We start from the raw sequence: 14,921 nt of genomic DNA, 5'->3' as shown, positions 1-14,921 counted from the left end.
ACTACCGTTCCTTCGAGCGGACCCGGATGCCGCTGAGCGGGATCGACACCTCACCCGAGGGATCGGTGAAGAAGTCGTTGCCCTTGTCGTCGACCACGATGAAGGCCGGGAAGTTCTCGACCTCGATCTTCCACACCGCTTCCATGCCGAGCTCGGGGTACTCGATGATCTCCTGGCTCTTGATGCAGTCGAGCGCCAGCCGGGCGGCGGGGCCGCCGATGGAGCCGAGGTAGAACCCGCCGTGGCTATCGCACGCCTGGGTGACCTGCTTCGAGCGGTTCCCCTTGGCCAGCATCACCATCGAGCCGCCGGCGGCCTGGAACTGATCGACGTAGCTGTCCATCCGGCCCGCGGTGGTGGGGCCGAAGGAGCCGGACGCCATGCCCTCGGGCGTCTTCGCCGGGCCGGCGTAGTACACCGGGTGGTCCTTGAGGTACTGCGGCATCTCCTCGCCCGCGTCGAGCCGCTCCTTGATCTTGGCGTGCGCGATATCGCGCGCCACGACCAGCGGGCCGGTCAGCGAGAGCCTGGTCTTCACCGGGTACTTCGACAGCTCGGCGAGGATCTCGGGCATCGGCCGGTTCAGGTCGATCTCCACGACCGCGCCGCCCTCGATGTCCTCCGCGACACCGGCGTCCGGCATGTACTGCGCCGGATCGGTCTCCAGCTGCTCCAGGAAGACGCCGTCGGCGGTGATCTTGCCGAGGGCCTGACGGTCCGCCGAGCAGGACACCGCGATCGCCACGGGCAGCGAGGCGCCGTGCCGCGGCAGCCGCACCACGCGCACATCGTGGCAGAAGTACTTGCCGCCGAACTGCGCGCCGATGCCGAAGGACTGGGTGAGCTCGAAGACCTTCTCCTCCAGTTCCTTGTCCCGGAAGCCGTGCGCCGCCATCGAACCGGTCTCGGGCAGCTCGTCCAGGTAGTGCGCCGAGGCGTACTTCGCCGTCTTCAAAGCGAACTCGGCCGACGTGCCGCCGATCACGATCGCCAGGTGGTATGGCGGGCAGGCCGCGGTGCCCAGCGAGCGGATCTTCTCGTCGAGGAACGTGAGGATGCGGTCCGGGTTGAGGATCGCCTTCGTCTCCTGGAACAGGAAGGACTTGTTGGCGGAGCCACCGCCCTTGGCCATGAACAGGAACTTGTACTCCGGCCCCTTCGGGCCCTGCTCGGTGGCGTAGATCTCCACCTGAGCCGGCAGGTTGGTGCCGGTGTTCTTCTCCTCGTACATGGTGATCGGCGCGTTCTGCGAGTACCGCAGGTTGAGCTTGGTGTACGCGTCGTAGACGCCGCGGGAGATCCACTCGCCGTCCTCGACCCCGGTGAGCACGCCCTCGGACTTCTTGCCCATCACGATGGCGGTGCCGGTGTCCTGGCACATCGGCAGCACGCCGCCGGCGGAGATGTTGACGTTCTTGAGCAGGTCGAGTGCCACGAAGCGGTCGTTGCCCGAGGCCTCGGGATCGTCGATGATCTTGCGCAGCTGCTGCAGGTGAGCGGGCCGCAGGTAGTGGCTGATGTCGTGCATCGCCTCCGCGGTCAGCTGCTGCAGTGCCTCGGGTGCCACCTTGAGGAACTTCTGCCCGTCGACCTCGAAGGTCGAGACGCCCTCGGTCGAGATGAGCCGGTACGGCGTCGAATCAGGACCGATGGGGAGCAGGTCGGAATAGATGAATTCGGGGCTGGACGAAGTCACCCTTCCGAGGGTATTCCTCGAGATATCGACGGCGCGGCTTAGGCTGCCCTACCTGCGGCGACCACGCCCGACGGTGCGCTAGACGAATCCGAAGACGGGCGGGAAGACCAGGGCGACGATCGCCGCCCACGCGGCGTAGGCCGGGAGCGTGCCGGTCTGCCAGCGCTCGATCTCCGCGAACTCCCTGCGGCCCCGCACGAACCCGGCGCCCAGGACTGCGGCCCCGGCGAGGATCACCAGCAGCACCAGGTTCAGTCCCAGTGCCGCGGCCTTGTTCGGCGACGAGCCGAATTCGGCGGTGCGGGTGATCATCGCGACCAGCACCACCAGGTCCACGGCGATCGCGGCGACCACGAGCGCCACCTGCAGCCGGTCGAAGACATCGGGGCGGCGCCGAGGATCGCGGGCCGAGACGGCGTACAGCAGTAGGCCGACGACCAGCACCAGCACCGCGGTCATCAGAACCAGGAGATCGCGATCGGCGCCCACCAGGCCGGGGCGCGAGGCGAAGGCGCCCAGCACCACGATCAGCATCACGAGCGTGATCGGGGTGAAGATCCGGGTCAACACGGGGGCGATGTTCTCGATCACCTCCTGCTTCGCCTCCACCAGCCAGGCCGCCACCAGGACGGCGCCGCCGATGCACACCGGCAGGACCCACTCGGTGATCACGGATTCGGCATTCAGGCCCACGGCGCCCAGCGCGTTGATCGTGAGGGCGGTGATCGCACCGCCGCCCAGGGCGATCAGCAGGAAGTAGATGACGAATTCGCCGGTGAACCGCACGAAGTCCATGCGCCGGGGCGCGGATCGCCACGCGCCACCCGTGTAGGCCACCCCCACCCCGAACCAGAGCACCACCGGGGTGGCCAGCACGGTGAGGACCTCGGTGGACCCGCCCGACCGGAAGGGGTACACCGCGATCAGCGCCGCGACCACCGCGAAGGCGCCGATCACCGCTGCGGCCGCCCGGACGTCCATCGCGCGCTTGAACGCGAAGTAGGCCACCAGGAACGGCGCGACGGCGAAGGCCGCGAACCTGGGCGCCGCATCGCCCAGCAGCCACAGCACCGCGAGCAAGGACAGTCCGGCTCCGGCGCCGAGCGCGAGGACCACCGGTAGTTCGGCGGGGCGGCCGGAATCCTTGTCGGCGCTGCCCAGCACGAGTTGCTTCCACAGCCGGTCGGAGTGTTCGCGGGCGAACTCATGCGCCACGGCATCGGCGGCCCCCATCCGCTTGACCGCCACGAGGAAGGACTCCTCACCGTCGAGCCCGCGCGCCTCGAGGTCCGAGATCTGATCCCGCAGATGTGATTCGAGCTCGTCCACCTCGTCGGCGCGCAGACGGCGCCGACCCTCGAGGTAGCCGCGCCACTGCCGGATCTGGGCGTCCACCGGGCCCGTCATGCCGGCCCCGGGAGCGCACCGTCGGACCAGATGCCGTCCAGGGCCGCGCTGACCACCCGCCACTGGTCCCGACGGTCCGCGAGCGCCTCGCTCCCGGCGGGCGTGATGGCGTAGTGCTTGCGTTTGCGGCCGGTGTCGGCGATCTCCCAGCGGGATTCCACGTGGCCGAGCCGTTCGAGCCGGTGCAGCAGCGGGTAGAGCATGCCGTCGGACCATTCCAGTCGACCGCCGGACAGCTCGCGGACGCGGGTGAGGATCGCGTACCCGTAGCTGTCGCCACGGCTGAGGATGCTCAGCACCAGCGGGGTCGCCGATGCGGCGACCAGATCCTTATCGATGTGCACGCGACCTCCATACCTAGAACCACTAGGTACAGGTATACCTTGTGGTTCTAGGTACGGCAACGGTCAGGCGCCGGGGGCGAACTCCTCCAGCATCTCGGTGACCAGCGCCGCGATCGGCGAACGCTCGGAGCGGGTGAGCGTGACGTGCGCGAACAGCGGGTGCCCCTTGAGCTTCTCGATCACCGCGGCCACGCCGTCGTGCCGGCCGACGCGCAGGTTGTCGCGCTGCGCCACATCGTGGGTCAGCACCACCCGCGAGCCCGCGCCCAGCCGCGAGAGCACCGTGAGCAGCACGTTGCGCTCCAGCGACTGCGCCTCGTCGACGATCACGAAGGAGTCGTGCAGCGACCGGCCGCGAATGTGCGTGAGCGGCAGTACTTCCAGCATCCCGCGCGACATCACCTCGTCCATCACCTCGGGCGAGGCGAGCCCATCGAGGGTGTCGAAGACGGCCTGCGCCCACGGCCCCATCTTCTCGTTCTCGGTGCCCGGGAGATAGCCCAGGTCCTGGCCGCCCACGGCGTACAGCGGCCGGAAGACCACCACCTTGCGCTGAGTCCGCTTCTCCAGCACCGCTTCCAGGCCCGCGCACAGGGCGAGCGCCGACTTACCGGTGCCCGCCTTACCGCCGAGGGAGACGATGCCCACGGACTCGTCGAGCAACAGATCCAGGGCCACACGCTGTTCGGCGCTGCGGCCGTGCAGGCCGAAGGCCTCGCGATCGCCGCGCACCAGCTGCAGCTGCTTGTCCGCGGTCACCCGGCCGAGCGCGCTGGAGGTGCCGCCCAGCAGCCGGACTCCGGTGTTGCAGGGCAGTTCCCGCGCGGCGTCGTGATCGATCACACCGTTCGCGAACAGGGCGTCGATGTCCTGCGACGCCACCTCGAGTTCCTCCATACCGGTCCACCCGGAGGTCACCACGTCCTGAGCGCGGTACTCATCGGCGGTCAGGCCCACGGCGCCGGCCTTGACGCGCAGCGGGATGTCCTTCGACACCAGCGTCACGTTCTTGCCCTCGGCGCGCAGGTTCAGGGCGCAGGCCAGGATGCGGGCGTCGTTGGTCCCGGTGCGGAAACCCACCGGCAACACGGACGGGTCGATGTGATTGAGCTCCACCTGCACGGTGCCGCCGCCCGGGGTGGGGATCGGCTGGTCGAGGCGGCCGTGCTCGAGCCTCATATCGTCGAGCATGCGCAGCGATTCGCGGGCGAACCAGCCGAGCTCGGCGTGGTGGCGCTTGCCCTCGAGTTCGCTGATCACCACGAGCGGGAGCACTACATCGTGCTCAGCGAATCGGGTGATGGCCCAGGGATCGGACAGCAGGACGGAGGTGTCGAGAACGTAGGTCCGAGTGGTGGTCACGGTGACGCTCCTAGCCTGCGCGGCGCCCACGCAAGCGTGTAGCTGCGGCCGGCCGGTTCCAAACATCGTCGCTGCGTAGGTCTGCTACGCCGCGAGGACGAGGACCGGGGCCGGCCCTCTCGTGAGAACTGGTGAACCAGTCACGGTTGGAACCTCCCGGGACGAAATGCTTCCCCGCAATCCGTCACCGCCAAACTAACGCCGAACGCGCCACGCGGCTCGGAGGCTGCGCGGCGCGTTCGTGAACAGTTCGTTACGGCGGTACTACAGGGCCAGACCCCAGCGCGCGAGCAGCACGTTGATCAGCTCACGGTCGCGCTCGGCGGTCGCGATCTCGGCGTCCACCACGATGCGGCGCGACTCGTCCAGGCCCTCGGCGGTCTCGGCGCCGATGGCCGAGACGACGCGCGCCTGGCCCAGCAGGGCGTCCTTGGCGTGGCCCTCGTTGACGTCCAGGGCCACGGTGAACAGCTCGACCCAGTACTGCAGCTGCACCCGATCGTCGGCGGCGATCTTGCGCAGCGTGGTCACGAGCCCGGCCGGCGTGCCCTCGGCCTTCTCGGCGAAATCGGCGAGCCGGTCGAAGTAGTCGGCGGACAGCGCCTCGTGCGTCATCACCATGGCGATCTGCTCGGCCACGTGGAGTTCGTCACGGGTGCCCTCGTACTGCCGGTAGCCGCGGGTCACGGCCTCCAGGCGCCAGGCCTCCAGCTGCTCGACGTCGAACGTGCGGCTGACCACCACGTGATCGCGCAGCGCGATGGCGTGGCGGTTCTCCTCGGCGGTCCAGTGGCCGACGAACTTGCCCCAGTCGGAATCGATGAGGTGGTGCTGCGCCAGCAGCCGGTGGAACGACGGCAGGTGATCCTTCGTCAGCAGACCCAGGACCAGGCCGTGAGCCACGACCGGGTGCACCTTCACGTCCGCCGGAGCGAAGTCCTCGCCGCCGAGGAAGGCGTAGTTGCGACCGTCGTCCCACGGAACGTAATCGTGGGGCTGCCATGCGTCACCCGCCTCGACGTAGGCGGCACGGATGTCCGGCAGCGCCTTGTCGATGGCGAGAGTCAGGTCGTCCTCGGAGGTGGTGGAAGTCACCCGGACACTGTAGAGCAGCCGCTACCCGGCCTTCAAATCCCAGGTAGGGCCCTACGGGTACCCGAAACCCGGGTTCAGCGCGAGAGCAGGCCCCAGTCCTCCAGGCCCTCGTACAGCGGCACCTCGAGCGCGAGCGCCGAGACGCGGGCGCGCAGCGCGGACAGATCGGCCGACTTGCCCAGGGCGAGTGCCGTACCGATGATGTCGGCCACCTCGGTGAACTCCGCGGCACCGAAGCCGCGGCTCGCCAGCGCGGCGGTGCCGATCCGCAGGCCGGAGGTGACCATCGGCGGGCGCGGGTCGAAGGGCACGGCGTTGCGGTTCACGGTGATGCCCACCTCGTGCAGCAGATCCTCGGCCTGCTGGCCGTCGAGGTCGCTGTTGCGGAGGTCCACGAGCACCAGGTGCACATCGGTGCCGCCGGTGAGCACGGTGATGCCGGCGTCGGCCACGTCCTTGCCGTTGAGGCGGTCCGCGAGGATCTTGGCACCGTCGAGCGTGCGCTGCTGCTTCTCGCGGAACTCCTCGGTGGCGGCCACCTTGAGGGCGACGGCCTTGGCGGCGATCACGTGCATGAGCGGGCCGCCCTGCTGACCGGGGAAGACGGCGGAGTTGAGCTTCTTGGCCCACTCCTGCTTCGCCAGGATGATGCCGGAGCGGGGGCCGCCGAGGGTCTTGTGCACGGTGGAGCTGACGACGTCGGCGTGCGGGACGGGGCTGGGGTGCAGGCCCGCGGCGACGAGGCCGGCGAAGTGCGCCATGTCCACCCACAGGTGGGCGCCCACCTCGTCGGCGATGGACCGGAAGGCGGCGAAGTCGAGCTGGCGCGGGTACGCGGACCAACCGGCCACGATCACCTTGGGCCTGGAGTCGAGGGCGATCTTGCGCACCTCGTCCATGTCGACCCGGTGGTCCTCCTTGGAGACGCCGTAGAAGACGTTCTCGTAGAGCTTGCCGGAGAAGTTCAGGCGCATGCCGTGCGTGAGGTGGCCGCCGTGCGCGAGGTCGAGGCCCATGAGGGTTTCGCCCGGCTCCATGAGGGCCTGCAGCACGGCCGCGTTGGCCTGCGCGCCGGAGTGCGGCTGGACGTTGGCGAACTCGGCGCCGAACAGCTCCTTGGCGCGGTTGCGGGCGAGGTCCTCCACCACATCGACGTACTCGCAACCGCCGTAGTAGCGGCGGCCGGGGTAGCCCTCGGCGTACTTGTTGGTGAGCACGGAGCCCTGGGCCTGGAGCACGGCGCGCGGCACGAAATTCTCCGAGGCGATCATTTCCAGCGTGTCCCGCTGGCGCGCGAGCTCGCCGTTCATGGCGGCGGCGACCTCGGGGTCGAGTTCGGCGAGGGACGCGGAGTTCACGCTGGAATCGCTCATGAGCTCATCCTAAGCGGCCCATGACGCCCGTCACCCGGCGGCCGGTGCTACGGCGGCGAGCTCGCGACGCAGGGCCGACGGGGTGAGCGGCTCGTCGAGCAGGCGCCCGAAGCGGTCCAGCCGGGCCGGACCCGGTTCGGCGAGGTCGAGCCAGGAGCCGAGCAGCGCGTAGCCCTCGACGTAGGTGCTGATGTAGGCGCGCCACAGCGGGGAGCTGAGGAAGCGCAGCGACTGCCGCGCCGAGGTCTCCGTGGCCAGGCCCCAGCGCCGCAGGTAGGCGATCACCTCGTCGTCGGTGCCGCCGCGGTCGTGCAGCAGCAGGGCGGCGTCCTGTCGCACGTGCAGCAGCCCGGCGGAGGCCACGGAGATCGCCTCGGCCAGCTCACCGTCGAAGGCGAGCCCGAGGTCGGCGTAGATCTCCTGCGCCCAGCGGCCCCAGCCCGGGCCGATCGCGGCGCCGAGCGCGTGGTCGGCCAGGCCCTCGGCCATGAGGCACTGCGGGGTGTTGACGAGGAAGATCGTCTGCTCGGGCTGGTTCTGGCCGTGCACGAGCAGGTCTTCCTTGCGGCAGTGCTCGGTGTGGTGGCCGGGGTAGGCCTCGTGCGCGATGAGGTGCGGCAAGGACGACAGGTACTGCGGCAGATCGCCGTTCACGGCCACCCGCGAGGCGTAATCGCCCAGGTAGTAGTTGAATCCGGACCAGGGCTTGTCGTGTTCGATCTCGAAGGACACGGTCTCCGCCTCGGGCAGCGGGTACCGCGCGCGCACCACATCGCGCAGGGCACCCGCGAGCGCGTCGACCACCTCGGGCACCCGGTCCTTCGGGACGAGGAACCGGGCACGCTGCTCGGCCATCCGCTCGGACAGCGACCCCGGGCCGGGCAGCAGTTCGTCGAGGCGGGCGTGGGCGGCCTCGTAGTCGGCGGTGTCGTGCGGGGCGATGTCCACGTCGAAGTAGGCCCGTACCTCCTCGACGAAGCCGATCGGCGCACCGTCGAACTTGCGGGCCGAGCAGGCCAGCGCGGCCACGTGACCGCGCAGGAATTCACGGCGCTGCTCGCCCAGCGCGGTATCGGCCTCGATGTCGCGCAGCAGATCGCGGGCCGCGGCGGCGAGTTCGGCGGGGGTGGGCGGCGCCTCCTGCGCCACCGCCCGGCGGTGCTTCGGATCGCCGAAGTAGGCGTCCACGAAGCCCTCCTCGATCCGGTCGAAACGGAGGCCGAGGCGCAGGTAGCGGTCGGTGACGGTGAGCTCGCGCATGCCCGCAGGATACTGCCGTGCGGACGGGGCCGAGCGCGCGTGCCAGACTGAGAACATGTCAGCCCCGGCGCGCCACGGAGTCGTCTCGTGAGCGAAGCCAGCCCCTACATCGAGTTGGACCGCGCGCAGTGGCGCGAACTCCGGCAGTCGACGCCGCTGTCGCTGACCGAAGAGGACCTGTCGCACCTGCGGGGCCTGGGTGAGCAGATCGACCTCGCGGAGGTGGCCGAGGTCTACCTCCCCGTCTCCCGTCTGATCCATCTGCAGGTGGCGGCGCGACAGCGGCTGTACGCGGCCACGGCCACCTTCCTCGGGGAGCAGCGGCACGAGGGCCAGGTGCCCTTCGTGATCGGTGTCGCGGGCTCGGTGGCGGTGGGCAAGTCGACCACGGCCCGTGTGCTGCAGGCACTGCTGGCGCGGTGGGATTCGCACCCGCGGGTTGATCTGGTGACCACGGACGGCTTCCTCTACCCCACCGCCGAACTGGAACGCCGCGGCATCATGCACCGCAAGGGATTTCCCGAGTCCTACGATCGCCGTGCACTGCTGCGGTTCGTGACCGCGGTGAAGTCGGGCGCAGAGGACGTCACGGCGCCGGTGTATTCGCATCAGCTCTACGACATCGTGCCGAACGAGTTCATCCACGTGCGGCGCCCCGACATCCTGATCGTCGAGGGGCTCAACGTGCTGCAGACCGGGCCGCGGCTGATGGTCTCGGACCTGTTCGACTTCTCGGTGTACGTGGACGCGCGGATCGAGGACATCGAGCGGTGGTACGTCGATCGCTTCCTGTCGATGCGCACCACGTCGTTCGCGGATCCGCAGTCGCACTTCCACCACTACGCCGACCTGTCCGATGCCGAGGCGCGCGACCGCGCCGAGGGCATCTGGGCGGGCATCAACCGGCCGAACCTGGTGCAGAACATCCTGCCGACCCGGCCGCGGGCCACCCTGGTGCTGCGCAAGGACTCCGACCACTCGATCAATCGCGTGCGCCTGCGCAAGCTCTGATCCCCCGCCTACGATCAGCTGTCATGACCCGTCCCGGCGCATCCCTGCCCGAACTGCTGCTCCGCGCCGGTACGCACTCCGATGTCAGCGATGCCGACGCCGAGGTCTACCGCGCCGCACTCCGGGCGCTCGGCACGGCCGGTACGCGCAAGGTGACGGTGGATGCGATCGCCGCCGAATCGGGGATGAGCCGGATGACCCTGTTCCGCCGGTTCGGTTCCAAGGACGACATCCTGGCCGCGGCGCTCGCCTGGTCGTTGGGCCGCCTGTTCGTCCAGACCGCCGAGGTGGTGGCCACCACTCCCGATGTGGCGCAACGGATCGAGGAGGTGTTCGTGCTGTGCTGCCGGTTCGGGCGCACCCTGTTCCCCGATTCCTCCCCCGAGGAGCGGGCGGCGCTGTTCGCCGACGAGCGGCTCGATCTGGTGGGCCACGGCATCCGCTTCGTGACCGCGATCATGGTGCAGGAGCAGGAGTCCGGCGCGGTTCCCGAGGGCGGCACCGAGATCCGCGCCGACGCACTGGTGCGGATCACCACCGCCTGCTTCGCGATCGAGCCCGCACCGTTCGACCTGGGCGACGAGGAGGCCGCACGCGCCTACGCGCGCACGGCCCTCGTCCCCCTGGCGCGGTGAGCCCCGAGCGTCAGCCGAAGGGGCAACCGGCGGAGGGCGACTTCGCGCGCTGCTCCGGGGTGCGCTCGCGCTGGAACGCGGTGAAGTCCGGCAGGTCCCGCTGCTTCATGGCACGCAGGGCACGCGCCTTCCCGCGGGCGTAGTACGCCAGCGGCGTGTAGCCCACCCGCTCGGGAATCACCTTGTACGCCTGGCGGATCGCCGCGGTCACCGCTCGGTAGAGATACTCCTCGCGGCGTGTCCACCCCACGCCGAGGATCTCACGGACCTCGGGCCGCAGTACCCCGACGGTGAGCAGGTAGACCGCGCGGTTGACCGAGACGCCGATCGGCTTGAGCACCGGCTCGATCGCACGGAGGAACGGGCCCGCCTCCGGCGGCAGCGGCGGGTTGCCGTGGGCGAAGTCGTCGAGGAACTGCAGCGCGCCGGGGTGCGCGACCAGCTTCGTGAGCATGTCCTCGTAGTAGCGGTCGAAGGCGTCCGGCTCCCAGGGGACGGCACCGTCCGGCACCTGGACGATCGCGGCGATCTTGCGGGAGTCGTCGAAGATCTCCAGGACATCGGCATCGGTGAGTGGGCGGCCGAGGCTGCGCGGCAGGGAATCGATGCCCGTGACCGTTCCGGTGGCGATCACCCAGCCGTAGGCCTCCGGATTGAGCGCGCTGATGTGCTTCCCCTCGGCGTTGCGCATCTGCAGCGGCTGATGCTGCGCCCGGAGCCGGTAACCCTCCTCGACGGCGGCGTCCTCGCCGAAGTACCAGCGCTGCACCGAATCCATCGACCGGATCGCGCGACCCACCGGGTCGGTGTACGCGACGCTGAACTCCCCCACGATGTCGCCGATCACGGGATGCATCAGCTGCATCACGAACGCCGCGCCGTTGATCGGCAGGAACGCCCACTGGCCGGCGACGGTGCCGCTCATCCCCAGCGGGTCGATGAACTGCGATCGCGGCCCGTAGCGCTCCGGCGCACGAACGGTCTCGGTCCGGCTCTCGGGTTCCGCCAGCTGGGTCATGCCGCCTCCTCGGTGTTACGACTGATACATGAATCGTAACAGCGCGTGGCGCGCATCACCATGACGATTGATAGAAATTTCTCGAATCCACTCACATGGGCGGGTTCAGAGCCAGGTCAGGCACCGAATCGACGGTGCCGCGCCGCGTAATCGCGCAGCGCGCGCAGGAAGTCCACCCGCCGGAACTCGGGCCAGTAGGCCTCGGTGAACCAGATCTCGCTGTACGCGCTCTGCCACAACAGGAATCCGGACAGTCGCTGCTCCCCCGACGTGCGGATCACCAGATCGGGATCGGGCTGGCCGGAGGTGTACAGGTGCTGATCGATGCCCTCGACGGTGACGGCGTCCGCCAGCTCCTCCGCCGTGGCGCCGGCCGCGAGCTTCTCGTCGAGCAGCGAGTGCACCGCATCCACGATCTCCTTGCGCCCGCCGTAGCCCACGGCCACGTTGACGTGCGTGCCGGTGCGCCCCACGGTGCCCTGCGCCGCCTCGGTGAGCCGGCGCGCCGCATCGGGCGGCAGCAGCTCCATGGCGCCCACGATCTTCACCGACCAGTTCTTGTCGGGCCCGGAGATCTCCTCCACGACATCGGTGATGATCTCCAGCAGGGCCGCGAGCTCCTCGGGGTCGCGCTGCAGGTTCTCGGTCGAGAGCAGGTAGATGGTGGCCAACTCGACGCCGGCCTCGTCGCACCAGCCCAGCATCTCGGCGATCTTCTTCGCGCCCATGCGGTAGCCGTGGCTCACATCGTCGAATCCGGCCGCCCGCGCCCACCGCCGGTTGCCGTCGCAGAGCACGGCCACGTGCCGCGGGCGCTGCGCACCGTCGCGGTAGGCGGACGTGAGATCGCTGATCAGGCGCCGCTCGTACAGCGCGTATGCGGGGGCCACGAGCTTGCGTGCAGGCCCGGTCGGGAGCGACACGGAGCGCAGCGACGCGGGCAGTCTGGGGGCACTCACCACGGGAGCAACCCTACCGCTGGAACCTGTGGGTTCCCGGGTGGTTCAGTCGTGCGCGGCGTAGATCGCCGCCGCCAGCTCCGTGCGCAGCGCCTGGAATTCGGGCGTACCGGTCACCGCGGGGTCGCGGACCACATCGGGCCCGTCGCCCGGCAGTTCCACCTTCCGGTCGATCACCACGCGCCCGGGACGCGCGCTCATCACCAGCACGCGGGTGCTCAGGAACACCGCCTCCTCGACCGAGTGGGTGATGAAGACGATGGTCTTGCCGGCGTTGCGCCAGATCTTCAGCAGGTCCACCTGGAGCCGCTCACGCGTCAGGGCGTCGAGCGCGCCGTAGGGCTCGTCCATGAGCACGATCGCCGGATCGTTGACCAGCACCCGCGCGATCTGTGCGCGCTGCTGCATACCGCCGGACAGCTCGTAGGGCCGCTTGTCGCCGAAGTCGCCGAGCCCCACCAGGTCCAACAGCCGCTGTGCCTGTTCACGGCGCTCGGTCTTGCCCACTCCGCTCACCTTGGGCCCGAACTCGACGTTGCCGCGCACCGTCAGCCAGGGGTACAGGGTGGGGGCCTGGAAGACCACGCCACGGTCGGCCGACGGTGCGGTCACCTTCGACCCGCCCACCTCGACGACGCCCTCGGTGGGGTCCTCGAATCCGGCGATGAGCCGCAGCAGGGTGGTCTTGCCGCAGCCCGACGGTCCGACGATGGAGACGAATTCGCCCGGCTCGATGGTCAGGTCGGTCGGTTGCAGGGCCACGGTCTGGCCGCTGGCGGTGTCATAGGTCTTGCCGACGCCGGTCAGTTCGACGCGTTCGGTCTCGCTCACTTCGCTGCCTCTCCGTACACGCCGTCGGTGTAGTGCTGCGCCGAGCCGACGCCCTGCACCTGTCCCTGCTGCAGCAGGAATTCCGCGGTTCTGCGGATATCGGCGCCCAGCTGTCCGCCCAGGTAGTCGGGTCCGGCCTGCGTCGCCTTATCGAAGTAGGCGTACCCCTTGACCTGGGTGAGCACCTGCTCCAGCGGTACGCCGAGCTGGCCGGCGATGTGCTCGGCGGCCTTGTTCGGATCGGTGTTGAGCAGGTTCGCGGCCCACCCCTGCGCGGCGCTCCACACCTTGAGGAAGGCCGCGTTGTTCTGCACGAAGTCGGCGCGTGCGCCCTCCAGGTCGAAGGTGGGAGCGCCCTGCTCGGCGACCTTCGCGCTGTCGGTGAGCGGACTGCCCTTGAGCTGGCTGAGCGTGGGCTCCCAGATGTACGTGGCGTCGATCTGGCCGCCGTTCCAGGCGCCGCGGATGGCGTCGGGGGCCAGGTTGATCACCTGGGCGTCCGTGACGCCGGCCTTGTCCAGCGCGGTCAGCAGGCTGTAGTGCGCGGTCGAGGCGAAGGGCACGGCGATCCGCTTGCCCTTGAGGTCGGCCACGGTCTTCAGCGCGGGATCCTTGGCCACGAGCGATTCGGCGGCGCCGATCCGGTCCTGGATCCAGATCACCTTCATGTCGATGTTGAGCGGGGCGCTCAGGGCCTTCGCGGCGGGCGCGCTGCCGAGCAACCCGATGTCGAGCGAGTTGGCGCCGAAGGCCTGGATCACGTCGCCGCCCGAGGAGAACTTGCTCCACACCGTCTTCACGTTGGGCAGGCAGGTGTTCAGCAGGCCGGTGTCCTTGACGATGAGATCGCCGTTGGGGATCTCCTGCCAGCCGATCCGGACGGTGCCGGTCACCGACGGGTCCACCGCCACGGGGCACGGGGTGGCGCCACCGATCGAGCGGGACTGCTCGGCGCGGCCGGACTCGACGATGCAGCCGGACAGCGTGAGCCCCACGCCGACGAGGGCAGCCGCCTTGAGGGCGGTCAGGCGGTTCATGCCTTCCCCTTCCACGGAACGGCCAGCAGGCCGATCCACTTGATCAGCGAATCCAGCAGCAGCGCGGTCACACCGATCACGATGATGCAGGCGATGGTGAGCGGGGTGTTGAGCTGCTGCCCGGCGAGGTAGGCGAGGCCGCCGATGCCGGGGATGCCGTTGTTGAGTTCGGCCGCGACCACGGTGGTCCAGGCGAAGCCCACGGCGATGCGGATGCCGTTGATGACCTCGGGCAGGGTGGCCGGGACGATCACGCCGCGGATGGTCTGCAGCCGGTTCGCGCCGAGGGCGCGGGCGGCGTTGATCTGGTCCTGGCTCACGCCCTGCACGCCGTTCACGGTGGAGATGGCGATGGCCGGGAAGGCGGCGAGGAAGAGCAGCCAGATCTTGCTGGTGTCGCCGATGCCGAACCACACGATGAGCAGGCCGATGTAGCCGAGCGGCGGCAGCGCGCGCAGGAAGTTCAGGTAGGGCTCGATGATCGTGTTGATGGTCTTCGAGGTTCCCATGGCGAAGCCCAGCAGCGGTCCCAGGATGATCGCGGCGCCCACTCCGGCGAAGATCCGCTGGAGGCTGGCCACCAGGTGCTCCCAGAGGAAGTAGTTCTGCTCGCCGAGCACCTCGCGCGGGACACCGGGCGCCACCTGGTGCCAGGTGCTGGCCCGCACCGCGGCCTGCCACACGGAGGCCGGGGTGGGCAGGAACTTCTCGTCGATCAGGTGCAGCCCGCTGATCAGCCACCACACCGCCAGGAAGGCGATGAGCGCGGTGATGCGCACGAGCCACGAGCGGACCGCCTCCGGGAGGGGTTCGATCACGGCGTTCTTCACCCGCAGGAGCGGGGGCTCTCCAGCCATGAACGTCCTCTCGTCCGGCCGGCCCTCGTCGGGCGG

At 69.4% G+C, this 14,921-nt stretch carries 14 protein-coding genes; 2 read left to right on the top strand and 12 right to left on the bottom strand.

Annotation, left to right across the window (positions count from 1 at the left end; translation table 11 throughout):
- Position 1: 1 nt before the first annotated feature.
- From TTY48_RS14730 to TTY48_RS14700, 7 genes are all read right to left on the bottom strand, one after another.
- Positions 2 to 1,696: a fumarate hydratase gene (locus tag TTY48_RS14730; protein WP_220658197.1), complete on the bottom strand. Its 1,695-nt coding sequence runs from the start codon at positions 1,694 to 1,696 to the stop codon at positions 2 to 4.
- Between the two features lie 78 nt (positions 1,697 to 1,774).
- A complete protein-coding gene (locus TTY48_RS14725) occupies positions 1,775 to 3,103 on the bottom strand; it encodes a permease prefix domain 1-containing protein (protein WP_220658196.1) in 1,329 nt (442 codons plus the stop codon).
- Positions 3,100 to 3,447 (bottom strand): PadR family transcriptional regulator, encoded by a 348-nt coding sequence (locus TTY48_RS14720; protein WP_220658195.1) that lies wholly within the window; start codon positions 3,445 to 3,447, stop codon positions 3,100 to 3,102. Before TTY48_RS14720 ends, TTY48_RS14725 begins: the two co-directional genes overlap by 4 nt.
- Before the next feature lie 63 nt (positions 3,448 to 3,510).
- The gene (locus tag TTY48_RS14715) at positions 3,511 to 4,875 is read right to left on the bottom strand and encodes a PhoH family protein (protein ID WP_255585684.1); all 1,365 of its coding nucleotides are present in this window, start codon (positions 4,873 to 4,875) and stop codon (positions 3,511 to 3,513) included.
- A gap of 198 nt (positions 4,876 to 5,073) precedes the next feature.
- Positions 5,074 to 5,904, bottom strand: a complete 831-nt coding sequence (locus tag TTY48_RS14710) for an acyl-ACP desaturase (RefSeq protein ID WP_220658193.1) — start codon at positions 5,902 to 5,904, stop codon at positions 5,074 to 5,076.
- Positions 5,905 to 5,978: 74 nt separating this feature from the next.
- A complete protein-coding gene (gene glyA / locus TTY48_RS14705) occupies positions 5,979 to 7,277 on the bottom strand; it encodes a serine hydroxymethyltransferase (protein ID WP_220658192.1) in 1,299 nt (432 codons plus the stop codon).
- Positions 7,278 to 7,307: 30 nt separating this feature from the next.
- Entirely contained in the window at positions 7,308 to 8,537 is a 1,230-nt protein-coding gene (locus TTY48_RS14700; protein WP_220658191.1) for a DUF885 domain-containing protein, read from the bottom strand.
- 87 nt (positions 8,538 to 8,624) lie between these two features.
- On the opposite strand from TTY48_RS14700, the gene coaA reads away from it, so the two are divergent.
- Both coaA and TTY48_RS14690 read left to right on the top strand, forming a co-directional pair.
- Positions 8,625 to 9,548: a type I pantothenate kinase gene (gene coaA, locus TTY48_RS14695; RefSeq protein ID WP_220658190.1), complete on the top strand. Its 924-nt coding sequence runs from the start codon at positions 8,625 to 8,627 to the stop codon at positions 9,546 to 9,548.
- 23 nt (positions 9,549 to 9,571) lie between these two features.
- Complete coding sequence (locus tag TTY48_RS14690) at positions 9,572 to 10,183, top strand: TetR/AcrR family transcriptional regulator (protein WP_220658189.1); 612 nt, start codon at positions 9,572 to 9,574, stop codon at positions 10,181 to 10,183.
- A 10-nt stretch (positions 10,184 to 10,193) separates the two neighbouring features.
- Here the strand turns inward: TTY48_RS14690 and TTY48_RS14685 are convergent, their stop codons facing one another.
- The 5 genes from TTY48_RS14685 to TTY48_RS14665 form a co-directional block, all read right to left on the bottom strand.
- Positions 10,194 to 11,201: an oxygenase MpaB family protein gene (locus TTY48_RS14685; protein WP_220658188.1), complete on the bottom strand. Its 1,008-nt coding sequence runs from the start codon at positions 11,199 to 11,201 to the stop codon at positions 10,194 to 10,196.
- Positions 11,202 to 11,317: 116 nt separating this feature from the next.
- On the bottom strand, positions 11,318 to 12,091 hold the full coding sequence (locus TTY48_RS14680; protein WP_220658593.1) for an isoprenyl transferase: 774 nt from the start codon (positions 12,089 to 12,091) through the stop codon (positions 11,318 to 11,320).
- A gap of 114 nt (positions 12,092 to 12,205) precedes the next feature.
- A complete protein-coding gene (locus TTY48_RS14675) occupies positions 12,206 to 12,991 on the bottom strand; it encodes an ABC transporter ATP-binding protein (RefSeq protein WP_220658187.1) in 786 nt (261 codons plus the stop codon).
- Positions 12,988 to 14,028: a glycine betaine ABC transporter substrate-binding protein gene (locus TTY48_RS14670; protein ID WP_220658186.1), complete on the bottom strand. Its 1,041-nt coding sequence runs from the start codon at positions 14,026 to 14,028 to the stop codon at positions 12,988 to 12,990. The genes TTY48_RS14675 and TTY48_RS14670 overlap by 4 nt, the downstream gene beginning before the upstream one ends.
- Positions 14,025 to 14,885, bottom strand: coding sequence for an ABC transporter permease (locus tag TTY48_RS14665; protein ID WP_220658185.1), 861 nt, complete (start codon positions 14,883 to 14,885; stop codon positions 14,025 to 14,027). The genes TTY48_RS14670 and TTY48_RS14665 overlap by 4 nt, the downstream gene beginning before the upstream one ends.
- Positions 14,886 to 14,921: the final 36 nt, after the last annotated feature.

Origin of the sequence: Tsukamurella sp. TY48 (assembly GCF_019656655.1) — a bacterium.
GTDB classification, from domain to species: Bacteria; Actinomycetota; Actinomycetes; order Mycobacteriales; family Mycobacteriaceae; genus Tsukamurella; species Tsukamurella strandjordii.
This window is presented reverse-complemented; position numbering and strand designations above follow the sequence as displayed.